The 22026-nt window shown below is 62.5% G+C and carries 18 protein-coding genes and 1 pseudogene; 12 read left to right on the top strand and 7 right to left on the bottom strand.

Annotation, left to right across the window (positions count from 1 at the left end):
• Positions 1–11 precede the first annotated feature (11 nt).
• Positions 12–1559, bottom strand: a complete 1548-nt coding sequence (locus ACFXS9_RS39725) for an acetolactate synthase large subunit (protein ID WP_392698812.1) — start codon at positions 1557–1559, stop codon at positions 12–14.
• 229 nt (positions 1560–1788) lie between these two features.
• Here ACFXS9_RS39725 and ACFXS9_RS39720 point away from each other — a divergent pair.
• The 3 genes and pseudogenes from ACFXS9_RS39720 to ACFXS9_RS39710 all read left to right on the top strand — a co-directional run bounded on the left by ACFXS9_RS39720 (position 1789) and on the right by ACFXS9_RS39710 (position 4442).
• Positions 1789–2386 (top strand): annotated as a pseudogene (locus ACFXS9_RS39720) (L,D-transpeptidase).
• 97 nt (positions 2387–2483) lie between these two features.
• Positions 2484–3296, top strand: coding sequence for a DUF2927 domain-containing protein (locus tag ACFXS9_RS39715; RefSeq protein ID WP_392698810.1), 813 nt, complete (start codon positions 2484–2486; stop codon positions 3294–3296).
• Positions 3297–3443: 147 nt separating this feature from the next.
• The gene (locus ACFXS9_RS39710; protein WP_392698808.1) at positions 3444–4442 is read left to right on the top strand and encodes a LysR family transcriptional regulator; all 999 of its coding nucleotides are present in this window, start codon (positions 3444–3446) and stop codon (positions 4440–4442) included.
• 11 nt (positions 4443–4453) lie between these two features.
• Here the strand turns inward: ACFXS9_RS39710 and ACFXS9_RS39705 are convergent, their stop codons facing one another.
• From ACFXS9_RS39705 to ACFXS9_RS39695, 3 genes are all read right to left on the bottom strand, one after another.
• On the bottom strand, positions 4454–5557 hold the full coding sequence (locus ACFXS9_RS39705) for a M48 family metallopeptidase (RefSeq protein WP_392698807.1): 1104 nt from the start codon (positions 5555–5557) through the stop codon (positions 4454–4456).
• A 21-nt stretch (positions 5558–5578) separates the two neighbouring features.
• Positions 5579–6736 (bottom strand): DUF898 family protein, encoded by a 1158-nt coding sequence (locus tag ACFXS9_RS39700; protein WP_392698805.1) that lies wholly within the window; start codon positions 6734–6736, stop codon positions 5579–5581.
• A gap of 192 nt (positions 6737–6928) precedes the next feature.
• A complete protein-coding gene (locus ACFXS9_RS39695; protein WP_392698804.1) occupies positions 6929–8101 on the bottom strand; it encodes an isovaleryl-CoA dehydrogenase in 1173 nt (390 codons plus the stop codon).
• Between the two features lie 221 nt (positions 8102–8322).
• Between ACFXS9_RS39695 and ACFXS9_RS39690 the strand changes: the two genes are divergently transcribed.
• From ACFXS9_RS39690 to ACFXS9_RS39680, 3 genes are all read left to right on the top strand, one after another.
• On the top strand, positions 8323–9594 hold the full coding sequence (locus ACFXS9_RS39690) for a cytochrome P450 (RefSeq protein WP_392698803.1): 1272 nt from the start codon (positions 8323–8325) through the stop codon (positions 9592–9594).
• Between the two features lie 32 nt (positions 9595–9626).
• Entirely contained in the window at positions 9627–10901 is a 1275-nt protein-coding gene (locus ACFXS9_RS39685) for a cytochrome P450 (RefSeq protein ID WP_392698801.1), read from the top strand.
• Between the two features lie 343 nt (positions 10902–11244).
• Positions 11245–12714 (top strand): FAD-dependent monooxygenase, encoded by a 1470-nt coding sequence (locus ACFXS9_RS39680; RefSeq protein ID WP_392700263.1) that lies wholly within the window; start codon positions 11245–11247, stop codon positions 12712–12714.
• A gap of 131 nt (positions 12715–12845) precedes the next feature.
• Here the strand turns inward: ACFXS9_RS39680 and ACFXS9_RS39675 are convergent, their stop codons facing one another.
• Positions 12846–14411, bottom strand: coding sequence for a winged helix-turn-helix domain-containing tetratricopeptide repeat protein (locus ACFXS9_RS39675; protein ID WP_392698800.1), 1566 nt, complete (start codon positions 14409–14411; stop codon positions 12846–12848).
• Positions 14412–14575: 164 nt separating this feature from the next.
• Here ACFXS9_RS39675 and ACFXS9_RS39670 point away from each other — a divergent pair, with 164 nt between their 5' ends.
• The 3 genes from ACFXS9_RS39670 (at position 14576) to ACFXS9_RS39660 (ending at position 16524) form a co-directional block, all read left to right on the top strand.
• Complete coding sequence (locus ACFXS9_RS39670) at positions 14576–14806, top strand: DUF1127 domain-containing protein (protein WP_392698798.1); 231 nt, start codon at positions 14576–14578, stop codon at positions 14804–14806.
• A 330-nt stretch (positions 14807–15136) separates the two neighbouring features.
• Positions 15137–15724 carry a helix-turn-helix domain-containing protein gene (locus ACFXS9_RS39665; RefSeq protein ID WP_392698797.1) on the top strand — a complete coding sequence of 196 codons (588 nt, stop codon included), beginning with the start codon at positions 15137–15139 and terminating at the stop codon, positions 15722–15724.
• 11 nt (positions 15725–15735) lie between these two features.
• Positions 15736–16524 carry an SRPBCC domain-containing protein gene (locus ACFXS9_RS39660; protein ID WP_392698795.1) on the top strand — a complete coding sequence of 263 codons (789 nt, stop codon included), beginning with the start codon at positions 15736–15738 and terminating at the stop codon, positions 16522–16524.
• A gap of 28 nt (positions 16525–16552) precedes the next feature.
• Here the strand turns inward: ACFXS9_RS39660 and ACFXS9_RS39655 are convergent, their stop codons facing one another.
• Both ACFXS9_RS39655 and ACFXS9_RS39650 read right to left on the bottom strand, forming a co-directional pair.
• Entirely contained in the window at positions 16553–17284 is a 732-nt protein-coding gene (locus tag ACFXS9_RS39655) for a hemerythrin domain-containing protein (RefSeq protein WP_392698793.1), read from the bottom strand.
• A 346-nt stretch (positions 17285–17630) separates the two neighbouring features.
• Positions 17631–18554 carry a LysR substrate-binding domain-containing protein gene (locus ACFXS9_RS39650; RefSeq protein ID WP_392698792.1) on the bottom strand — a complete coding sequence of 308 codons (924 nt, stop codon included), beginning with the start codon at positions 18552–18554 and terminating at the stop codon, positions 17631–17633.
• A gap of 128 nt (positions 18555–18682) precedes the next feature.
• Here ACFXS9_RS39650 and ACFXS9_RS39645 point away from each other — a divergent pair, with 128 nt between their 5' ends.
• The 3 genes from ACFXS9_RS39645 to ACFXS9_RS39635 are packed head-to-tail and all read left to right on the top strand — an operon-like array spanning position 18683 to position 21837.
• Complete coding sequence (locus ACFXS9_RS39645; RefSeq protein WP_057857527.1) at positions 18683–19849, top strand: acyl-CoA dehydrogenase family protein; 1167 nt, start codon at positions 18683–18685, stop codon at positions 19847–19849.
• A 9-nt stretch (positions 19850–19858) separates the two neighbouring features.
• Positions 19859–20989 carry a CaiB/BaiF CoA transferase family protein gene (locus tag ACFXS9_RS39640; RefSeq protein WP_392698790.1) on the top strand — a complete coding sequence of 377 codons (1131 nt, stop codon included), beginning with the start codon at positions 19859–19861 and terminating at the stop codon, positions 20987–20989.
• Positions 20986–21837, top strand: a complete 852-nt coding sequence (locus tag ACFXS9_RS39635) for a MaoC family dehydratase N-terminal domain-containing protein (RefSeq protein WP_392698789.1) — start codon at positions 20986–20988, stop codon at positions 21835–21837. The genes ACFXS9_RS39640 and ACFXS9_RS39635 overlap by 4 nt, the downstream gene beginning before the upstream one ends.
• The last annotated feature ends 189 nt before the right edge of the window (positions 21838–22026 follow it).

Below are 22026 nucleotides of genomic sequence, written 5' to 3'. Positions count from 1 at the left end.
TATCCGCCGCCCTACATCCGCACTTCGATCAGCCGCGGTCCCGGTTCGGCCACGGCTTCCGCCAGCGCCTTGTTGAAATCGTCGGCATTGGCGACCGCGCGGCCCGGCACGCCCATGCCCTTGGCAAGCGCCACGAAGTCGAGGTCGGGACGGTCGATCTTGAGCATGTCCTGCGCGCGCTGCCCCGGCTCGCCGGCGCCGACGCCGTCGAATTCGCCGCGAAGAATCTGGTAGATCTTATTGGCGAATACGATCGTGACGACGTTGAGGCCTTCGCGCGCCTGCGTCCACAGCGATTGCAGCGTGTACATCGCGCTGCCGTCGCCGGCCATGCAGATCACCTTGCGGTCCGGGCACGCGACCGCGGCCCCCGTCGCGACCGGAGTCGAGAAGCCGATCGAGCCGCCCATGTTCTGTAGCCAGTCGTGCGGGGCAGCGGCGGCCGTCGGCGGAAAGAAGCCGCGGCCGGTGGTGATGGATTCATCGACCACGATGGCGTTTTCCGGGATCGCCATCGCAATCGCCTGCGCGATCGAGGCGTGCGTCAGCGCGCCGGTCGGTTTGGCGATTTCGACCATCTTTTGCGGCTGCCGGTCCTGCGGCTGCGCGTGCAGCGCGCCAGCCAGCGCTTCCAGCGCGGCAACGGAATTTTCGGCGCCCGTGGTCATGCGGTGCACTTCGCACCCTTGCGGCTTCAGCATGCTCGGCTTGTTCGGATAGGCGAAGAACGCGACGGGGTCGTTGGCCTCGACCAATACGATATTCCTAAAATCCTTCAGGATCGGCAGCGCCTGCTCGATCACGTAAGGAATGCGGTCGATCGCGAACCGGCCCCTGCCGCGCGCCATGCGTGGATTGTAGGTCTGGCCCATCACCTTGCAGCCGGTCTTGCCTGCGATCTGGGCAGCCAGCGCCAGCCCATGCTCGGTTAGCGCGCTGCCGGTCATCAACAGCAGCGTCGACGCGCCGCCGTTGCGCAAAACCTTGGCGGCGTGGTCGACGGCCTGCGCGGAATAATTGGCGCGCTGGCTTTCCGCCGGCACTTGCGCGATGCCGTCGGCCTCGTTCCAGGCAGTGTCGGCGGGCAGGATCAGCGTGGCAATCTGCGGCGGCGAACTCTTGGCGGCTGCGATCGCGGCCGCGCCATCGGCGGCCACGGATTTGGCATCCGGCGAGGTCCGCACCCAGGACGACATCGGCCGCGCCAGCCCTTCGATGTCTGACGTCAGCGGGGCGTTGTAGCCGATATGGTAGGTCGCGTGCTGGCCGACGATGTTGACGATGCCGGAATTGGCCTTCTTGGCGTTGTGCAGGTTGGCAAGACCGTTGGCGAGGCCGGGCCCGAGATGCAACAGCGTCGAGGCCGGCGTGCCCTTCATGCGGTAATAGCCGTCGGCAGCCCCCGTCACCACGCCCTCGAACAGGCCGAGCACGCAGCGCATCCCCTCGACCCGGTCCAGTGCGGCGACGAAATGCATCTCCGAGGTGCCGGGATTGGTGAAGCAGACGTCCACCCCGCCCGCGACCAATGTCCGCACCAGACTTTCCGCACCGTTCATGGTCTCATTCCTCTTCGCGCTTTGTTCTTTGGAGCCGCTGACGATCAAACATTGTTCGCACGTTTCGTCAAAGGTTTAGCCGAACAATGCAGCCATCGCGTAGGGCATGTTGTCTTTTTTAACCGCGGTGTTTGAAAATGGCTGTGGTCACGGGCTCGTTGCTTGCACGATCGCCGCAATTATGGCCTGTCTCGACCTGCATGTTCAGATTTTTTCGCGAGGGAGAACAATGACCCGGGCTTTTGCTTTGCTGTTTGCGGCGATCGCGATGCTGGCGGGCGCCGGCCACGCGCAGGCCCAAGGTCTCTTTATCTTTGAAGACTCGCGCGACATCATGGGTGGCGGCCCCGGTTTCTTTCGACCCGGCATGCCCAGCGGATCGAGTCCGATCCCGCGCACGACCGTTTACTTTGCCGGCAATTATGCCCCCGGCACGATTCTCCATCAGCACCGCCGAGCGCCGGCTCTATCTCGTGCTCGGCAACGGCCAGGCGATCCGCTACGGCATTGGCGTAGGCCGGGACGGCTTCCGCTGGAGCGGAACCCACCGCATCACCGCAAAGAAGGAATGGCCGAGTTGGACTCCGCCGGTCCAAATGCTCAGGCGCCGGCCCGACTTGCCGCGCCACATGGCCGGCGGCATCGACAACCCGCTCGGCGCGCGGGCGATGTATCTGGGATCGACGCTGTACCGCATCCACGGCTCCAACGAGCCCGAGACGATCGGACAGGCGGTCTCATCCGGCTGCTTCCGCATGACCAATGAGGACGTGACCGATCTCTATAGCCGCGTCCGCATCGGCACGCCGGTTATCGTGAGGAATTAGGCCATAGCCATCCCGGAGTCGGGCGTCATGCGCGCAAGCGCGTGATCGAGCCTTTCAAGCCTTGCACGCACGCGTCAATTGCTGCAGCGTTGTTTGAATGCGCACGCCCCGCCGATTCCTGTATGTACGGACGCTAGCGGCTGCTCTGTGCGCCGCGGCACTCGGCGAAACCTTCACGCCGTACACCGCCTTCGCCGATATTCCCGCCATCGCGCAGCGTCAGCGCACCGAGAAAAAGATCTTCACCGACAGCGAGATCGTCGAAGGCTTTCTGAAGATCGCCTTCGGCGCCGAATATCATCTCGCCGGCCGTGTCGACCGCATCCGCAAATATGACGGGCCGGTGCGGGTGTTCGCCGACGGCACGCGCGCCGACCGCAAGGCGCAGCTCGCGAAGATCGTCGCCGACATCGCCGCGCGCGTTCAGCACCTCGACATCGCGATGGTCGAAACCAGCGAAGACGCCAATGTGCAGGTCAAGCTGGTGCGCGACCGCGATCTCCAGCGTACGATTGCGACCTTCTACGGCAGCGAGCGGGCGCGCCAGATTCGATCTTCGCTTGACCCGCAATGCCTGTCCGGCTTTCGCAAGAACGAGAAATTCGAAATCGAGCATTCCGACGTGATCCTCACCGTCGACAACGGCGACTTCGTCTTCTTCGACTGCGCCTATGAGGAATTACTGCAGTCGCTCGGGCCGATCAACGATACCTCGACCGTGCCCTGGACCATGTTCAACGACAATGTGTCGAGGGGCTATTTCGATATCTACGACCAATACCTCCTCAACCTTCTCTACGATCCCCGGATCAAGCCCGGCATGACCGTTCAGGAGGTCAAGGCGCTGCTGCCGGATGTGCTGGCCGACGTGCGCACCTGGGTGCGAAAGGTCAACAACCTGCCGCAGTAAGGGGGCGCCCCGATTCCGTCTCGGCCCCCAAATCGGGGCCATCCACTTTTTTCAATGACAACGCCAAGTTTTATCGATGAAAGGTTGTGACTTCCAAGAGCAAATCCTGTCTAATGGGGTCATGGGTGCTTGCTATAAGTCTCTCAAATGAACGATCTGCCGCGGATCCAGGCTTTGCGCTGCTTCATCACCGTGGCCCGTGAAGGCACGGTTTCGCGCGCGGCCACCTTGCTGCACCTGACCCAACCAGCCGTCAGCCTGCAATTGAAGGGCCTTGAGGAGAGCACGGGCTTGCTGCTTTTCAACCGGACGCCGGGCGGCTTTACCCTGACAGAGGCGGGCGCCGCCCTGCTGCCGCTGGCGCATCGGACGGTCTCGGCGTCGGCAGATTTCAGGACAGCGGCGGATTCCCTGCGCGAATCGCTGCGGGGCACGTTGCGCGTCGGCACGATCCTTGATCCCGAGTCGATCCGGCTCGGTCCGTTCGTGCGAGGCCTCGCCACCTCCTCGAAAAAGACCGAAGTCTTCCTCCGCTACGGCATGACCGAGGACGTACTGGCGCAGATCGGCAGAGGCGAGCTCGACGTGGGATACTACATCGATGCCACGCCCGCCGAATTCCTTACGTCAGGAATGCTGTCCGAACGCACCATCGACGATGGCAAGTTCCAGCTCATGGCGCTGGTGCGCTTCGACTACCGCGTGATCGCCCCTCGCGAATGGAGCGGCAAGGTCCTTGGCAAGGGCTGGGCCGATCTCGCCGACTTGCCCTGGATCGGAACGCCGCATGCCTCGGCGCAGCGGAGGCTGCTCGACGACGTGTTCCGGCCGATGGGCTCTTCGCCGAAGCGCGTCGCCTTCGCCGATCAGGAAGAAACCATGATTGACCTTGTCGAAGGCGGCAACGGCCTCGGCCTCGCCCGCGACAGCGTGCTCGACCGCGTCACGGGCAAACGGAATTTCGTGATTGCCGACAAGGTGGCGCTGACCTGCGACCTCGGTTTCGCCTGCCTGACGTCGCGGCGCCACGAGCCGATGATTGCAGAAGCCTTCTCGGCCATGCAGGCGGTATGGGATTTGAAGCCGGCCGGCACGGCGCCTGCGCCGATCGAAGCGGCGAGATCACGGAAGAGCGCCCGCAGGTAAGCCTGAGTCGGTCAGGATTTGCCGTCGCAGATCGATTTCAGCGATCGCCATTCCTCTGATGTCAACAGCGGCGGCCCGCTGGCCGGCGGGTCTTGCCGGCTCATCCTTGCCAGCCGGTCCTCGCTCAAGGGATGGGTGGAGATGATGGAGAGGCCCTTGCCCTCCTTTCCAGTGACCCGAAGCAGCAATTCCCCGGTCGGCTTCGCCGGCCGGCCGAGCCGGTGCATGACGTTGATCGCAAAACTGTCGGCGTCGGTCTCGGCCTCACGCGAATGCGATGACGTCACCAGCGTGCGTGAGCCGAAGATCAGCGCGCTGGAGCCGGTGATATCGCCGAACAACAATCCGATCAGGAACGAGGTGCCGCCGTTGTGGATCATTGCGCGCATGCTGTCGCGATGCTTGAGATGGCCGAGCTCATGGGCCAGCACGCCCGCAATCTCGTCGGCGTTCTCTGCCTTCGCCAATAATCCGTTGAACAGATAGACCTTGCCGCCCGGCAGCGCGAAGGCATTCGGCACCGAACTCGACAGCACGCCCGACTGCACCGAGGTGTCGAGACCCGCGGATTCGCGAAGCGCGGTAATGAGTTTAGTGAAGGCCTTTTGCCCGGCCGCATTGTCGCACACCTTGGCATCGAACATCGTCTTGACCTGGCTGTCTGCGACATCGCCGAGCCGCCGCTCGAACGCTTCGGGCACCAGCGGCGTGAGGCGATCGGCCGCGAGCGGAAGTCCGAACAGCACCACGGCAACGATCGACACCGCGGCCGCGAGCGACCAGCCGACGATGGCGGCAACGCCACGACGGCCGATCATGTGGTCATCGATCTTGGTGCAGCGCGAGACCAGCTCGCTGGCAAGCTCCTTGTCGCGAACCTCCAGCCGCGCCAGCGCAGGCGCGCTCAGGCAGCTCAGGCGCAGCATACCGGCCGGACTGTCGGCGCGGCGGATGTCGCCGTAGGCCCACGCCGCCAGCGTTTGTTCGCCTTCGTCGATTTCGAGCCGGTCAGCAAGGCGGAGCGTCACCATGCGCCGCCGGCTCGACGTTCCGTCGAAATAGGTCGCCGAACCGAGCGTGGTCGATTTTGCAGGCGTTGGTGTATCGCTATCCATGACCATCAGGACTCTGAAGCCTTAGAAGCCGCCGACATCGAGGCCGTCGGCAAATCCTTCGCCGAGCGCGTTGGCCATTCCACCGCGTGCCGAAACGTTGGCGGCTGTCTCGATACCGCTGACATTAACCGAGCCGAGCACCCTGACCCAGAGATCGCGCAACAGATAGACCCGGATCACGATATTCATCGCCAGCGCGAAGGCAAGATAGCCGATACCGGCGAGCACCAGAAGCGGAATGCTCTTCGCGAATTCCTGCGACTTGAAAAATTCGCTGAATGAATCGCCGCTCATGCTGGCAATCAATGCCGCCGCCAGCACCAGATAGGCCGAGAACACCAATCCGAGCACGACGATCCAGCCGATGACTTTCCAGTACAGGCCGATCAGCGCGCTCTTGGGCAAGGACGATTCCACACGCACGCCGCCGAACCGGATGCCCGAGAGCCACCAGCGCCATTCGATCGCCTTGAAGGCCCCGTAGATAAACGGCGCGAGCGGATACACCATGATGGCGACAGGCGCCAGCAGCCACAGCCACCAGCCGCGCTTGAAAAACTCCCAGCCGCGTCCCTCAAAACTACCCTGCAGGTCGCCGTAGAAGGTGTGGCGCATCTTGTAGCGTTCGAGCGCGGCCGAGCGCCACGGCAGCGCCAGCCCAAGGGTCACCGCCGACAACAGGCCCCACAGTGTCGCCTGCAAGGCATAGATCCAGCCCGAGCCGGTCATCCAGAACCGCAGGCCGCGCCACACCGTGCGCGTCAGCCGGTAACGGCGCGCGCGGTAGATCGCGAACTGCCCGAACACATAGAAGAACGCGACCAGCGGAATACTGGCAAACGCCTGGATATGCTCGGCCTCGAGGCCGACCAGAAAGTAGCCGAGATAGACCGGCACCAGGATCGCGAGCGCGACCAAAAATCCGATCAGCAATTCCTTGCCACGGCCGGTATACTCTGCGGCGTCGCCATCGACATGGGTGTTGGCCCAGAGATGGCGGCGGATATCGGTGAGCAGCCAAAATCGATAGAAGCCGAGGGTGACGAATTCCAGCCCGGCGCCGCGCTTGACCAGATCAAAGAATTCGCCACGGCTGCCCGAAAACGCCACCGGCATCGGCGGCGGCACGGGCAAAGGCTGCGGTGGCGGCACCTGCGGCGGCCAGCTCATCTGATTCATGGTTCAACTCCAGCGCGAACGGTAGCGGATCAAACCACAGATTTGCCGGTTGTTGTGTGACCCGGGTCCCACACATGCATTGAAGCTTGCGGGTTTGAGGCTGGACGGAGCCGTCGCGCCACATTGGGACCACCTGCGTTGAGAGAACCCATTCCGACCTTCTCCCCGCAAGAGCGGGAGAAGGAGTAGGAGCTACGCCGTCTTTTCGAATAGCTCCCGCCCGATCAGCATGCGGCGGATTTCGCTGGTGCCGGCGCCGATCTCGTAGAGTTTGGCGTCGCGCAGCAGCCGCCCGGTCGGGTAGTCGTTGATGTAGCCGTTGCCGCCAAGGAGCTGGATGGCATCGAGCGCGCATTGCGTCGCCTTCTCCGCGGCGTAGAGGATCGCGCCGGCGGCATCCTCGCGCGTGGTCTCGCCGCGGTCGCAGGCTTTTGCCACCGCGTACACATAGGCGCGCGAGGCATTCATCGTAGTGTACATGTCGGCGATCTTGCCCTGCACCAGCTGGAAGCTGCCGATCGGCTCGCCGAACTGCTTGCGCTCGTGCACGTAAGGCAGCACCACGTCCATGCAGGCCTGCATGATGCCGATCGGACCTGCCGCCAGCACCGCGCGCTCGTAGTCGAGGCCGCTCATCAAGACGTTGACGCCGCGGCCGACCTCGCTCAGCACGTTCTCCTCGGGGACCTCGCAATCCTCGAACAAGAGTTCGCAGGTGTCGGAACCGCGCATGCCGAGCTTGTCGAGTTTCTGCGCGGTGGAAAAGCCCTTCATGCCCTTTTCGATGAGGAAGGCGGTGATGCCGCGCGGGCCGGCATTGGCGTCGGTCCTGGCATAGACCACCAGCGTATCGGCAACAGGGCCGTTGGTGATCCACATCTTGTTGCCGTTCAGCACGAAGCGGTCGCCCTTCTTCTCGGCGCGGGTCTTCATCGAGACCACGTCCGAGCCGGCGCCCGGCTCCGACATCGCGAGCGAGCCGACATGCTCGCCGGAAATCAGTTTCGGCAGATATTTGCGCTTCTGTGCATCACTGCCGTTGCGGCGGATCTGGTTGACGCAGAGGTTGGAATGGGCGCCGTAGGACAGGCCGACGGAGGCCGAGGCCCGCGAGATTTCTTCCAGTGCGATGCAGTGCTCGAGATAGCCGAGCCCCGCGCCACCATATTCCTCTTCCACCGTGATGCCGTGCAGGCCAAGCGCGCCGATTTTCGGCCAGAGGTCGCGCGGGAACTGATTGCTGCGGTCGATCTCGGCGGCGCGCGGGACGATTTCGTTCTGCGAAAATGAATGCACGGTCTCACGAATGGCGTCCGCAGTCTCGCCAAGATCGAAGTTGAACATCCGATGGGCGTTGGGAATCATGGCCGCCTCCCGGCGAATTAAACGTTGTTTCAGACAGACTTAGTCTTCGAGACTAAGCTTGTCACGAGGCGAAATACGCGCAACCGCCCAAGATGGGCCAGCACTGCGATGCGGCCGAATGCGCCCAACTCGCCCTTGCGCTGGGACACGGCTCGGGATGTAATAGGGTAAAACATCACCCGTTCGGCAGGCTTCGCACGGGGAATCAGGGAGAACGGCTCATGCACGGAACCATCGATCTCGCCGGAGATTCTCACCTGCGCGCCGCGCGCGACACGGCACAGTCGATGCCGCTGGCGGATTTCGATGTCGGCAATCCCGAACTGTTCCAGAACGATTCCTTCTGGCCCTATTTCGACCGGCTGCGCCGGGAAGAGCCGGTGCATTACTGCAGGGACAGCATGTTCGGGCCGTACTGGTCGATAACCAAATACAACGACATCATGGACGTCGAGACCAACCACGCGGTGTTCTCCTCGGCGTCGTCGCTTGGCGGCATCACCATTCGCGACGTCGCGCCGGACCTGCGCCGCGAAAGTTTCATCGCGATGGACCAGCCCCGCCATAGCGCGCAACGCAAGACAGTGGCGCCGATGTTCACGCCGACGCATCTGGACCAGCTCGCGATCAACATCCGCAAGCGCTCGGCCGAATGCCTCGACAATCTTCCGAAGAACGAGGTCTTCGACTGGGTCGATCAGGTCTCGATCGAGCTGACCACGCAGATGCTCGCCGTGCTGTTCGACTTCCCCTGGGAAGACCGCCGCAAGCTGACGCGCTGGTCCGATATCGCAACCACCATTCCCCATCCGGGCGGCCTGGTTGAGACCGAGGACCAGCGGCAGGCCGAGCTGCTGGAATGCGCGACCTATTTCGCAAGACTGTGGAAGGAGCGCATCAACCAGCCGCCGAAGAGCGACCTGCTATCGATGATGGCGCACAGCGATGCCACCCGCGACATGGACCCGAAGAATTTCCTCGGCAATCTGATCCTGCTGATCGTCGGCGGCAACGACACCACCCGCAACACGCTGTCGGGGAGCGTCTATGCGCTGAACAAGAATCCGGATCAGTACCGCAAGCTGCGCGACAACCCCGAGCTGATCGACAGTTTCGTCCCCGAAGTGATCCGCTGGCAGACGCCGCTGGCGCATATGCGCCGCACCGCGCTGGAGGACATCGAATTCCGCGGGCGTCAGATCAGGAAGGGCGACAAGGTGGTGATGTGGTACGTCTCGGGCAACCGCGACGAAGAGGTGATCGAGCGTCCCTACGAGTTCATCATCGACCGCGCCCGCCCCCGCACCCACCTTTCCTTCGGATTCGGCATCCACCGTTGCGTCGGGATCAGGCTGGCGGAATTGCAACTGAAGATTATCTGGGAAGAAATCCTCAAGCGGTACGATAATATTGAAGTGATCGGCGAACCGAGGCGGGTATATTCGAGTTTCGTCAAGGGCTACGAGACCCTGCCGGTCCGCATCGCCGCCTAGCCGCGCTCACGCTCACCCGGGATGATCGAACCATGAACGTTCAAACTGCCGTCAGAGCCGACAGACAAGAGCTGCTGCGCGCCGCGCGCGATGAGGCCTATTCGACGCCGCTGAAGGACTTTCATCCCGGTGCGCCAAGACTTTTCCAGAACGACACGCTGTGGCCGTGGTTCGAGCGGCTGCGCAAGGAAGAGCCGGTGCACTATTGCGAGAATTCACCGATCGAGCCCTATTGGTCGGTGACGAAGTACAACGACATCATGCATGTCGACACCAACCACGGCATCTTCTCTTCCGACTCCACGCTCGGCGGCATCTCGATCCGCGACGTGCCGCCAGGCTACGACTATCCGAGCTTCATCGCGATGGACCAGCCCAGGCATTCGGCGCAGCGCAAGACGGTGTCGCCGATGTTCACGCCGACGCATCTGGACGAGCTGGCAAAACTGATCCGCGAGCGCTCGCAAAAGGTGCTGGACAATTTGCCGCGCAACGAGACCTTCAACTTCGTCGAGCGCGTCTCGATCGAACTGACCACGCAGATGCTGGCGACGCTGTTCGATTTCCCGTGGGAGGAGCGGCGCAAGCTGACGCGCTGGTCCGACGTCTCGACCGCGCTGCCCAAGAGCGGCGTGGTGGAATCGCCCGAGCAGCGACGCCGCGAGATGGACGAATGCTACGCCTATTTCTCAAAACTCTGGAACGAGCGCGTCAACGCGCCGCCGAAGAACGACTTGCTGTCGATGATGGCGCACAGCGACGCGACCCGGCACATGGACCCCGACAATCTGATGGGCAACATCATCCTCTTGATCGTCGGCGGCAACGACACCACGCGCAACACCATGAGCGGCTCGGTGCTGGCGCTGAACGAGCATCCGGAGCAGTATCAGAAGCTGCGTGACAATCCGGCGCTGATCGATTCCATGGTGCCGGAAGTGATCCGCTGGCAGACCCCGCTTGCCCATATGCGCCGCACCGCGTTGGTCGATACTGAAATCGGCGGCAAGAAGATCAAAAAGGGCGACCGCGTCGTGATGTGGTACGTCTCCGGCAACCGCGACGAGGAAGGCATCGAGCGCCCCGATGAATTCATCATCGACCGCGCCCGTCCCCGCACCCATCTGTCGTTCGGCTTCGGCATCCACCGCTGCGTCGGCATGCGGCTTGCCGAGTTGCAGCTCAAGATCGTCTGGGAAGAAATGCTGAGGCGTTTCGACCGCATCGAGGTGGTCGGCGAGCCGAAGCGGGTCTATTCGAGCTTTGTGCGCGGCATCGAGCAGCTTCCGGTTCGTATTTCAGGGTGAGCCGCGAGCTCAACCCACCTGATCACTACAGGGCGTAAAGAAAAAGCCGCCCAATGCGGCTCCCAGATTCGGCGGCTTCCAGATTCGAAACCTGATGATCGTGGATCAGGCAGAGATGCCTGCTGGCTGTGTCTTCCGGAAATATCCGGAAAAGCAGAATACCAATCTTCCCCACTTCAATATGTAGCGCGCGAGGGGCTTGCTTCAAGACCCCGGTCATCCCGCAGAACCGCCGACCGAAGCCACAACCTACGGGGGTCACGAGATGAGTGCATTTGTCGTCGACGTGCCGGTCGCGCAGGGCCGGGTTGATCGCAGTCGCGGAAACGACCGGAGCGGCGCGATGACCGAGCATGCAGTGGTCATCGTCGGCGGAGGTCCGACGGGGCTGATGTTGGCCGGCGAGTTGGCGTTGGCTGATATCGACGTTGCCATCGTCGAGCGGCGCCCTGACCAGGAGCTCGTCGGCTCGCGCGCGGGTGGTCTGCACGCACGCACCATCGAGGTGCTCGATCAGCGCGGAATTGCGGACCGGTTTCTCTCGCAGGGACAGGTGGCCCAGGTCGCAGGCTTCGCCTTGATCCGCCTGGACATCAGCGACTTCCCCACCCGGCACAATTACGGGCTCGCGCTATGGCAGAACCATATCGAGCGCATCCTCGCCGGCTGGGTCGACGAGCTGGCGGTGCCGATCTATCGCGGACGTGAGGTGGCTGATATCGCGCAGGACGACAGCGGCGTCGATATTGCGCTGGCCGACGGCCAGCCGCTGAGGGCGAAGTATCTCGTCGGGTGCGACGGCGGACGCAGTCTGATCCGGAAAGCAGCCGGCATCGACTTCCCCGGCTGGGATCCGACGACCAGCCACCTGATCGCCGAAGTCGAGATCGCCGAGCAGCCGGAATGGGGCATCCGCCACGACGCCATCGGCATCCATGGCCTGAGCAGGTTGGAAGATGGCGGGCCGGTGCGGGTCATGGTGACCGAGCAGCACCTGGGATCCACCAGTGAACCCACCTTGCGCGATCTCAGCGAGGCGCTCATCGCCGTCTTCGGGACTGACTACGGGATCCACAGCCCGACCTCGATCTCCAGATTCACCGATATGACTCGCCAGGCGGCGTCCTATCGTCGGGGACGCGTGCTGCTGGCCGGCGACGCCGCGCATGTGCACTACCCCGCGGGAGGACAGGGCCTCAACATCGGCCTGCAGGATGCCGTGAATCTGGGATGGAAGCTGGCGCAGGTGGTCAAGCAGACATCGCCGGAAAGCCTGCTGGATACTTATCACGCCGAGCGCCACCCGGTCGGTGCCCGCGTGCTGCGCAACACGATGGCGCAAGTCGCGCTGATGCGCCGTCCGGACGACCGCATCAAGGCCTTGAAGGACACCATGTCCGAACTCCTCGGCATGGACGAGCCGCGCAAACGCTTCGCCGCGATGATGTCCGGTCTGGACGTCCGCTACGATCTCGGCGAGGGACATCCGCTGCTCGGACGCCGCATGCCCGATCTCGATCTGATCACCGCCAATGGCCCGCTGCGGGTATTCACCCTCCTGCACGATGCGCGGCCGGTGCTGCTCGACTTCGGCCATCCCGGCCGCCTCGACATCACGCCGTGGGCGGATCGGGTCCAGCTCATCAGCGCTGAATATGCTGGTGCGTGGGAGCTGCCGGCAATCGGGGTGGTTGCTGAGCCGACCGCCGTGTTGATCAGGCCCGATGGATATGTCGCCTGGGTTGGAGAGCAAACCGAGCTCGGGCTCGCTGACGCGCTAACGACCTGGTTCGGACCACCTGCTGCAGCGTAGCTGCATAGGTTTTGCCGCGGCCTCTCGCTGATCCGCGGGTTGGCGGCTAATGTCCGCCCCTGAATCGAAAGCTGACATCGTCTGGCTCACACGCAACGTCGGCTTAGTGCCAACAGCGGAAGTGCGCAGCGTCATTCCGGAAGGCCTGCCTTGACGAGACCATCGACATACAACTGGTGAGGCCTTCCAGGACGGTGGCCCGCCGCCCACTCAGAAATGCGAAAATTGGGACGACGATCAAGCAATCGAGCCACCGCATCTCTCACTTCTTCTTCGCGACCTAGATGAGCCAACGCTGCCGCTAGACACCGATAAGGTGTCGGAAGGTGTGGGTTTTTATGGATGGCTTTCTTGGCTGCTGCAACCGCCTCATCGAAACGACCAAGAATGAGCAATGCAAGCCCCATTCCCGTAAATGATGAGAAGATCAACGGGTCCACTGGACTTAGGCGAATGGCACGCTCAAAGCTCTGAATGGCCTCTTCTCCCTGGCACGCAAAATAGTAAGTCCAACCTCGCTGGTCCCAAGAAAAGGCTGAATTCGGGTTGAGCGCGACCGCTCGGTCCGACATCTCGATCCCGGCATCGAAATCGCCGTACAGAAAAACCGTCACGCGGCCCATTAGGCTCAACGCATCCGAGTCATTCTCGTCAATACTGAGTGCCAATTGTAGAAGCCGCATCCCTTCTGCCATCTCCGACTTCGGTTCAATTGCCCGGCCGCGGATAGCATTTACGATGTGGAAGTAGCCTGCAAATATAGCAGCAATGCCATACCGAGGGTCGATTTTTAAAGCAGCATGGCACAACCGCGCGGCCTCAGCCAATCCATCCAGTGTCATGGAGTTAAAGTGCGGAGTCGCGCGCATAACGAGATCGTAGGCGCTGAGATCATTGGGCCGCCGCCGCGCCGCCAGCTCGATTTCGTTTCGAAGCAGTTGGTGTTGAATGGCGGAAACAACGCTCTCAGTGACCATGTCCTGCAGAGCGAAAATATCGCTTAGGTTACCTTCAAAGCGATCCCCCCAAAGCTGCGCCCCGTTCGTAGCGTCGATCAATTGCCCGCTGATGCGGACTTTCCCCGCCGCCTTACGAACACTGCCCTCCAAAACATATCGGACTCCCAACTCTCGTCCGATCTGCTTAATATCGACGGCTTTTCCCTTGTAACTAAAGCTCGAATTGCGCGCGATGACGAACAGCGTCTTAAATCGCGAGAGTGCAGTAGTGATGTCGTCCACCACGCCGTCTGCGAAATATTCCTGCTCCACGTCGCCGCTCATGTTCTCAAACGGCAGCACGGCGATGGAGGGTTTATCGGGGAGTGCAAGAGCGGGTTTCGGCGATTCTTCTGGATGTTCGGCGACTTCCGGGCCTGCGGGCCTCTGCGCTTCCCGCACTGTCCCGACGAAACGGAAGCCTTTGCGCGGCAGCGTCTTGATGAGGCGCTGTTCCTCGCCGCAATCGCCGATCGCGCTCCGGGCGACATTCAGACGCGTCGTAAGCGCCGCATCGGACACGACACGCCCGTTCCAAATGGCGTTGATGAGGTCACCTTTGCTGACGACGCGCTCCCTGTTGCGGATCAGATAATCGAGCAGGTCGAATACTTGTGGCGTGACGGAGACGACGTTCGCCCCGCGCTGCAATTCGCGCCGGTCAGTGTCGAATGCGTACTCCTCGAAGAGATAGCGCAAGCTGTGAATCCCTGGGGTGGCCTCCGATCGTTGGGAGGCGCTTCAGCACCGCTTGGAGCGCCAAGAATAAGCGGCCGGTGAGGAAAATGTAAGCCGAATGTTAAGCGCGCTCGGTCACGCCTTGGCACCCTCGTATTGGTAGAACAACACCAGGAGATGCCGCGATGAGCACGATCTATGGTGCAACAGGGTTGGGGCAGATGGCCGCATCGACGCGGCGCGTCTCGAGCTTTTTCAATAGATATTGGGATGCGCTTCTGGAGCGGCGTGAACGCCAGAGGGTACGAACCGCCTTGTGCGACCTGAGCGACAGGGAGCTGAAGGATATCGGCACTACGCGCGGCGAGATTGACTACGTTGCCTCGAACCGAGGTACCGACCCGCGAGGCATCTGATCCGCCGAACGGCGTCGGATATCTGCCACCGATGGATGGCCGCAAGGGACACGACTAGACGCACCATTGCCATGAGGCCGACTTCCGTTAAGGGTCAAACGCGGACCTTGGCCCTGCCCTATCCCGTGTCTGTTCGACCCTCGAATGCGGACATCGCCGCAGACGGCGTTCAATTCCCTTTGTGCCTGGAAGAGCATCGCCATCTCGCTTGCGCAGATTCGACAACTCCATTCGGATGAGAGTGCACAGTCGCGTCCGGCAGGACTGCGGCCAAACGCAACTGCCCGCGTCGCCCCTTGACAAAAAAATTTGTCAATGTACGTTACCGCCATGATCGATATCGAAGTGATCAGCGATCCGGCGGTTGCAGTTGCGGCCCTTGACCCTATTCGAAGCGCGTTGCTGGCCGAACTCGCAGAGCCCGCGTCGGCGGCGATCCTGGCAACGCGTTTGGGTCTCCCACGTCAGAAGGTGAACTATCATTTGCGCGCGCTCGAAGCCTGCAGGCTGGTCGAGGTCGCGGACGAACGGCAGTGGGGCGGATTGACCGAGCGGTTATTGGTGTTGTCGGCCAAGTCGTTCGTTGTTTCGCCAGAGGCGTTAGGCGCGGTCGCAGCCGATCCGAAGCGCAGCAAGGATCAGCTCGCGGCCAGCTATCTGATCGCACTCGGCGCCCGGATCGTTCGCGAGGTCGGCGATCTCTGGAAACGTGCGCGGAAAGCCGACAAGCAGCTTGCGACCCTGTCGATCGATGCAGAGATTCGCTTCGCCTCTCCCGCTGCCCGCGCCGCGTTCACGCGCGAGCTGACACAAGCCATCACCGAACTGGTCAGCCGTTACCACGATGCGAGCGCTTCGGGCGGCCGCGACCATCGATTGGTGATCGTGTCTCATCCCTTGCCTCAAACGTCTCACTGAAAGGACAGACCATGCCCGTGAAGAAGGAACCGTCTGGCCGTCGCAGCGTCGAAGCCAAGGTTGAGGTCCCCGGCACACCCGAAGAGGTGTGGCAGGCGATCGCGACAGGTCCCGGCATTTCGTCGTGGTTTGTGCCGACGACGTTGGACGAGAAAGTCGGCGGCGATACCAAATCGAGCTTTGGTCCGGGAATGGATTCCGAGGCCAAGATCACCGCTTGGGAGCCGGCCAAGCGTTTCGTCGCCGAAACAGAGGAAGGACCTGGCACGGTAGCCACCGAGTGGACCGTCGAAGCCAAGGACGGCGGCACCTGTGTGGTCCGGGTCGTTCATAGCTGGTTCGCCAATACGGACGATTGGGATGACCAGTTCGAGGGGCACACCTACGGCTGGATCGCATTCTTCCAGAACCTGCGGCTCTACCTGGAGCAATTCCGTGGGCAACACTCGACGACAGTGGCGCTGTCCGCGATGTCGAACGACAGCGATGCCTGGAGTCGCCTGGTCGGTCCGCTCGGATTAGCTGACGCAAGCGCCGGTGCACGCTTTGCGACACCGGCTGGGGTGCCCGAGCTACGCGGCATCGTGGAAAACGTCAGTCCTCCACAGTGGCCAGGACTGCAATTGCGGCTCGAACACCCCGCACCCGGCATCGCACATCTCTTTGCCATGCCGATCGGAGGGCCGATTCTGCTGACGGTCCGTCTCTACCTCTACGGAGACGCCGGGCGCGCCGTGGCCAATCACGTCGAGGCCGATTGGCGGCGTTGGCTTGATCGTCAATTCCCACCACAGACATAGCGGTTGACGGTGACGGTCATTCCGGCACTCATCGCGGCGTGAACTGATTGAGATCGTGGATGCCCATCTGTTGTTCCAGTTGAGCAACCCGGGCCGCCATCTTCTCGAAACCGTCCGCTCCGAACAGTTCGCGCTCCTTCTTCTCGAACGCCTCGGCCATCGCGTCGTACTCGTTCGAGGAGACCACGTCTTTCAGCTTCGGGAAGAGATCCGTGTCCTCGCGTGCGGCGTGCGGGCGATACATCGTGATGAAGGACTGAATCGATGCGATGAGCTGTTTGCGGTCGTCGGCATTGGCACGGCTGGACGGCGCCAGCCTGATGATCGTCTGGGTGATCCTCCGGCCCGCCTCATGTTGACGCAGTAGGGAATCGACCAGGGTGACCAGCTTCCCGGCTTCCCTGAAGCGCGGGAAAACATATTCCTCTTCGGACTTCTCGTGATAGTTATTGATGAAGTCCCGGATGATCTCGGCCGATTGCGTGATCAGGGCCGGATCGAAATCCTCGTTTGAAGAAAACTTCCGGATCCCGGCTTCGTACAGCAGAAGCACCCGATCCAGCACCCCATGCTCCCGCATCAAATCCTCGGGAGGCGTGACCTCCTCTTTCTTGCCCGTCACGATCTTCTTCAGCTTCTCGCCGACTCCCTTCTCTTCCGCTAGAGCAGGTCTCGTGAGCACGGCAGGGGCCGCCAGTGCCGCGGCCACAGCGCTTCCGAACAGAAGCAAATCGCGCTTCCTTGGCATGGTGATTTGCATGACGGACTCCTTGGCCAAACAGCGGCTGGTGACCGGCAGACCTTCTGTCGGCCACCGCCGACACCGGTCAGCGCCAAAGCCCCTTCGCTCTTTCACAGTCCTTGAATGCTATGACGCTGCCGAACGTCCGGGGGACGGTCCGGGAGCTTGCGCGTTAACGACCGGCGGCACTTCGCGTTCCAATTGCAAAATTCGATAAAGCATACATGAAGTTCAAAGATCTGCTTACCGGGTTCATCAGACCTGCGCCGCCCCTATACAATTGCGGCATGACAGAAGTAGCCAGATGAGAATGCCGCACCCGGCCGTTTTCCTCTAAGCCAATCCTTAAGGCCCGCACCTCGGCTCAGGCGAGCTTGATGTCCCAGAGGCCCGCTTCGCGGCAGGCGATCAGTTCGTCGCGGAGCAGCTCGCTCACGAGCGCAATCGCAGTCGAGCCGGGATGATCGATGGGAGACGCAAGGGTCAGTTCGCGCATCGGCGACGGTTTTGATATCGCCGCTGTTTCCAGCCGGCCGCTGGTGACTTCCTGGCGCACCGAGGACGGCGGCAGCAGCGTGTATCCCAGCCCTTCCTCGACGAGGCTGGTCAGCACGCGGAAAGAATCGGCCTCCAGCTTGACGTCGAGCTTGATTTTCTTCTTCGCCGCCGCCTGCTCGATCAGCGCCCGGAGCCCGTGCGAATGACTGGGCAGCACGAGGCGCTGTCTCAGCAGCCAGCCGATATCGACCTGCTTCTTCTGCGACAGCCCGCTGCCGCGCGGTCCGACGGCGACGATGGGATCGCGGCCGAGGCTTTGCACGGCAAGATGCAGGTCGCTCGACGGCCCGTAGATCAGCGCCAGGTCCATTTCGCCGCGGTGCAGCCATTCGGTCAGATGACCGCTGTAGCTTTCGACGATGCAGAGCGAGATGCCCGGATATTTGTCGACGGTGCGCCGGGCGAGCCGCGCCGAAATCACGTAGCTCACAGTCGGCACCAGCCCAAGCACCACCCGGCCCGAGGGCGGGCCGCCAGCGGACTGGATCTCATCGCGCACCTGGTCGATCTGCCGGACGATGCCGGCGGTGCGCGCGAGCAGAAGACGACCGGCGTCGGTCAGCACCATGCCGCGGCCGTTCCGCGTGAACAGCTCGGCCCGCAATTCATGTTCGAGCAGCTTGATCTGGCGGCTCAGCGCCGGCTGCGCCACCCGCAGCGTATCGGAGGCCTTGCTGAGGCTGCCGAGCTCCGCCACGCAACTGAAGGTCCTGAGTTGCCGGATATCCATTACTTGCCAATCTTCGAAGGCAGGTTCATACGCTATAACAATTCAGCATAGGTGCCCAGCCGCAGTTTCACAACGTTCCGCATCTCAAGGCAATTGACATCAACCCGCATCCATCGCCAGAAAACCCAATGACCGCACAAGAACAACAAGATGAATTCCACGACATCCGCGACGCTGTCGCAAAACTCTGCGCCCAGTTCCCCGGCGAATACTGGCGCAAGCTGGATCGCCAGATGGCGTATCCGAAGGAGTTCGTCGATGCGCTGACCGAGGCGGGCTATCTCTCGGTGCTGATCCCCGAGGAGTATGGCGGCTCCGGGCTGAAGCTGTCGGCCGCGGCCGCGATCCTGGAAGAGATCCAGCGCGCCGGCTGCAACGGCGGCGGTTGCCACGCCCAGATGTACACGATGGGCACCGTGCTGCGGCACGGCAACGATGCGCAGAAGGCGAAATACCTGCCCGGGATCGCCAGCGGCAAATTGCGGTTGCAGGCGTTCGGCGTCACCGAGCCGACCAGCGGCACCGACACCTCTTCGCTGAAGACCGTCGCTAAGCGCGACGGCGACCACTACGTCGTCAACGGCCAGAAGATCTGGACCAGCCGCGCCGAACATTCCGACCTGATGATCCTGCTTGCGCGCACCACCCCGAAGGAGCAGGCGAAGAAGCGCACCGACGGGCTTTCGGTATTCATCGTCGACATGCGCGAGGTGAAGGGCAAGGGACTGGAGATCCGCCCGATCCGCACCATGATGAACCACGCCACCACGGAAGTGTTCTTCACGGATATGCGGGTGCCGGCCGAAAACCTGATCGGCGACGAGGGCAAGGGTTTTCGCTACATCCTCTCCGGCATGAACGCCGAGCGCATTTTGATCGCAGCCGAATGCATCGGCGACGCCAAATGGTTCATCGCAAAAGCCACCGCCTACGCGAAAGAGCGCGCCGTGTTCGGCCGTCCGATCGGCCAGAACCAAGGCATCCAGTTTCCGATTGCAAAAGCCTACGCCGCGATGCGTGCGGCGGAGCTGATGGTGAAGGAAGCCACCCGCAAATACGAGGCCGGGCTCGATTGCGGCGCGGAAGCCAACATGGCCAAGATGCTGGCGGCGGATGCGTCGTGGGAGGCGGCGAACGCCTGCGTGCAGACCCATGGCGGGTTCGGCTTTGCGGAAGAATACGACGTCGAGCGCAAGTTCCGCGAAACCCGGCTCTATCAAGTCGCGCCGATCTCGACCAATCTGATCCTGTCCTACGTCGCCGAGCACGTGCTCGGCCTGCCCCGCTCCTACTGAGAACATCAGATGCTGCCATTGGAAGGATTGATCGTCGTCTCCGTCGAACAGGCGGTTGCAGCTCCGTTCTGCAGCTCCAGGCTTGCGGACGCCGGCGCGCATGTCGTCAAGGTCGAACGGCCCGAGGGCGACTTCGCCCGCGGTTATGACGCCGCCGCCAAGGGCCAGAGCAGCTATTTCGTCTGGCTCAACCGCGGCAAGAATTCGCAAGTGATCGACCTCGCCACCAAAGAGGGCCGCGCTGAACTCGAAGAGCTGATCGCAAGCGCCGACGTGCTGCTGCAGAACCTCAAGCCCGGATCGATGGACAAGCTCGGCTTCTCGCTGGATCGTCTGAAGAAGGATTATCCCGCGCTGATCTGCTGCACCATCTCCGGCTATGGCGACCAAGGCCCCTACGCGGACCGCAAGGCCTATGATCTGCTGATCCAGGCCGAGAGCGGACTTGCCTCGATCACCGGCGGCCCCGAGGGCCCGTCGCGCGTCGGCATCTCCGTCGTCGATATCGCGACCGGCGCCACCGCGCATGCGGCGATCCTCGAGGCGCTGATTGCGCGGGGACGCACGGGCCGGGGCGCCGATATCCGGATCTCGATGTTCGACGTGATGGCGGACTGGATGGCGGTGCCGTTGATCAATTCGGAAGCCGGCAATCCGCCGAAGCGGATGGCGCTGGCCCATCCCTCGATCGCACCCTACGGCGTGTTCAATTCCAAGGACGGCAAGGGCATTCTGATCTCGATCCAGAGCGAGCGCGAATGGAAGAAGCTCTGCGCCGAGGTGCTCGATCAGCCCGACCTGCCCAATGATCCCCGCTTTGCCAACATGGTCGAGCGAGTGCGCAACCGCCAACTCACCGACAAGACGGTCTCAGATAGTTTCGCCTCAATGACGCGCGTCGAACTCCTGAAGCGCCTCGACGCCGCCGACATCGCCTTCGCCGAGGTCAACAGCATGGCCGACCTCTCGGTGCATCCGCATCTGCGCCGCATCGAGGTTGACACGCCGAACGGCAAGGTGAGTTACGCTGCCCCCGCCGCGATCTTCGTCGACGAGCCCAGGCACTATGGTGCGGTGCCCGCCATCGGCGACCACGTCGAACTTCCCAGAGCTCCACGTATCAGGAGCCGCCAGTCATGACAGATGCTCTCAACCTCGATCATCTGCGCCAATGGATCGGCCGCAGCGCGGAAGCCTCAGACATCGTCACCGCGCAACTCGTGAAGGGCCTGCGCGCAACCCTGTTCCAGGACATCGGCGACCCGAAGCCCGGCGATGCCGCGCCGTGGACCACGCATTGGTGCCTGGCGCAGCCGGTATTTCCGATGTCGCAGCTCGGTCCCGACGGCCACCCGACCCGCGGTGGCTTCCTGCCGCCGGTGCCGCTGCCGCGCCGGATGTGGGCCGGCGGCGAAATCGAATTTCTCCAGCCCTTGCGCGTCGGCGATGAATCGACGCGCACGTCGCGGATTTCAGACGTGACGATGAAGACCGGCTCGACGGGCGTGCTGTGCTTCGTTTCCGTCGAACACACCATCACGACGCCGCGCGGGGTTGCCATCCGCGAACGGCAGGACATCGTCTATCGCGACATGGGGAGCGCTGCGCCCGCTTCGCCGCCGAAAGCCGCTCCGCCACCGGTCGCACGGCATCGCGAAACCCATGTCAGCGATCCCGTGCTGCTGTTTCGCTACTCGGCGCTGACCTTCAACGGCCACCGCATTCATTACGATCGCGACTACGTCACCAAGGTCGAGGGCTATCCCGGCCTGATCTTCCACGGCCCCCTGCAGGCGGCGCTGATCGTCGAATTCGCCGCAAAACTTCACGGCGACAGCGCCCCGAAGAAGTTCAGCTATCGCGGCGTGCAGCCGCTGTTCGAAGGCAGCGAGTTCTCGATCAACGCCAACGAGACACACGCCGGCATGGAGCTGTGGATCGCGAATGCGGAGGGACAGCCGACGATGAAGGGCACGGCGACGTGGTGATTTTCCCCCGCCGCACGCCCCACTCTCCGTCATGGCCGGGCCTAGCCGTCCGAAGGACGGCGTCGCTTCCGCTCGCCTATGCCCGGCCATCCACGTCTTTGTCGCTATGAGGCTGTTAAGACGTGGATGCCCGGGACAAGCCCGGGCATGACGAGCTACCTTGTTCGAGTTGAACTCGTAAGGAATCGC

It is taken from the genome of Bradyrhizobium sp. RDI18, assembly GCF_043203335.1.
Classification (GTDB): domain Bacteria; phylum Pseudomonadota; class Alphaproteobacteria; order Rhizobiales; family Xanthobacteraceae; genus Bradyrhizobium; species Bradyrhizobium retamae.
The sequence above is the reverse complement of the archived record's forward strand: the minus strand, read 5'-3'. Positions and strand labels throughout refer to the sequence as shown.

Excerpts from the sequence above, each read along its gene's own strand:
- ACFXS9_RS39725 (WP_392698812.1), bottom strand. The coding sequence starts at position 1,559 with ATGAACGGTGCGGAAAGTCTGGTGCGGACATTGGTCGCGGGCGGGGTG.
- ACFXS9_RS39715 (WP_392698810.1), top strand. The coding sequence starts at position 2,484 with ATGCGCACGCCCCGCCGATTCCTGTATGTACGGACGCTAGCGGCTGCT.
- ACFXS9_RS39710 (WP_392698808.1), top strand. The coding sequence starts at position 3,444 with ATGAACGATCTGCCGCGGATCCAGGCTTTGCGCTGCTTCATCACCGTG.
- ACFXS9_RS39705 (WP_392698807.1), bottom strand. The coding sequence starts at position 5,557 with ATGGATAGCGATACACCAACGCCTGCAAAATCGACCACGCTCGGTTCG.
- ACFXS9_RS39700 (WP_392698805.1), bottom strand. The coding sequence starts at position 6,736 with ATGAATCAGATGAGCTGGCCGCCGCAGGTGCCGCCACCGCAGCCTTTG.
- ACFXS9_RS39695 (WP_392698804.1), bottom strand. The coding sequence starts at position 8,101 with ATGATTCCCAACGCCCATCGGATGTTCAACTTCGATCTTGGCGAGACT.
- ACFXS9_RS39690 (WP_392698803.1), top strand. The coding sequence starts at position 8,323 with ATGCACGGAACCATCGATCTCGCCGGAGATTCTCACCTGCGCGCCGCG.
- ACFXS9_RS39685 (WP_392698801.1), top strand. The coding sequence starts at position 9,627 with ATGAACGTTCAAACTGCCGTCAGAGCCGACAGACAAGAGCTGCTGCGC.
- ACFXS9_RS39680 (WP_392700263.1), top strand. The coding sequence starts at position 11,245 with ATGACCGAGCATGCAGTGGTCATCGTCGGCGGAGGTCCGACGGGGCTG.
- ACFXS9_RS39670 (WP_392698798.1), top strand. The coding sequence starts at position 14,576 with ATGAGCACGATCTATGGTGCAACAGGGTTGGGGCAGATGGCCGCATCG.
- ACFXS9_RS39665 (WP_392698797.1), top strand. The coding sequence starts at position 15,137 with ATGATCGATATCGAAGTGATCAGCGATCCGGCGGTTGCAGTTGCGGCC.
- ACFXS9_RS39660 (WP_392698795.1), top strand. The coding sequence starts at position 15,736 with ATGCCCGTGAAGAAGGAACCGTCTGGCCGTCGCAGCGTCGAAGCCAAG.
- ACFXS9_RS39655 (WP_392698793.1), bottom strand. The coding sequence starts at position 17,284 with ATGCAAATCACCATGCCAAGGAAGCGCGATTTGCTTCTGTTCGGAAGC.
- ACFXS9_RS39650 (WP_392698792.1), bottom strand. The coding sequence starts at position 18,554 with ATGGATATCCGGCAACTCAGGACCTTCAGTTGCGTGGCGGAGCTCGGC.
- ACFXS9_RS39645 (WP_057857527.1), top strand. The coding sequence starts at position 18,683 with ATGACCGCACAAGAACAACAAGATGAATTCCACGACATCCGCGACGCT.
- ACFXS9_RS39640 (WP_392698790.1), top strand. The coding sequence starts at position 19,859 with ATGCTGCCATTGGAAGGATTGATCGTCGTCTCCGTCGAACAGGCGGTT.
- ACFXS9_RS39635 (WP_392698789.1), top strand. The coding sequence starts at position 20,986 with ATGACAGATGCTCTCAACCTCGATCATCTGCGCCAATGGATCGGCCGC.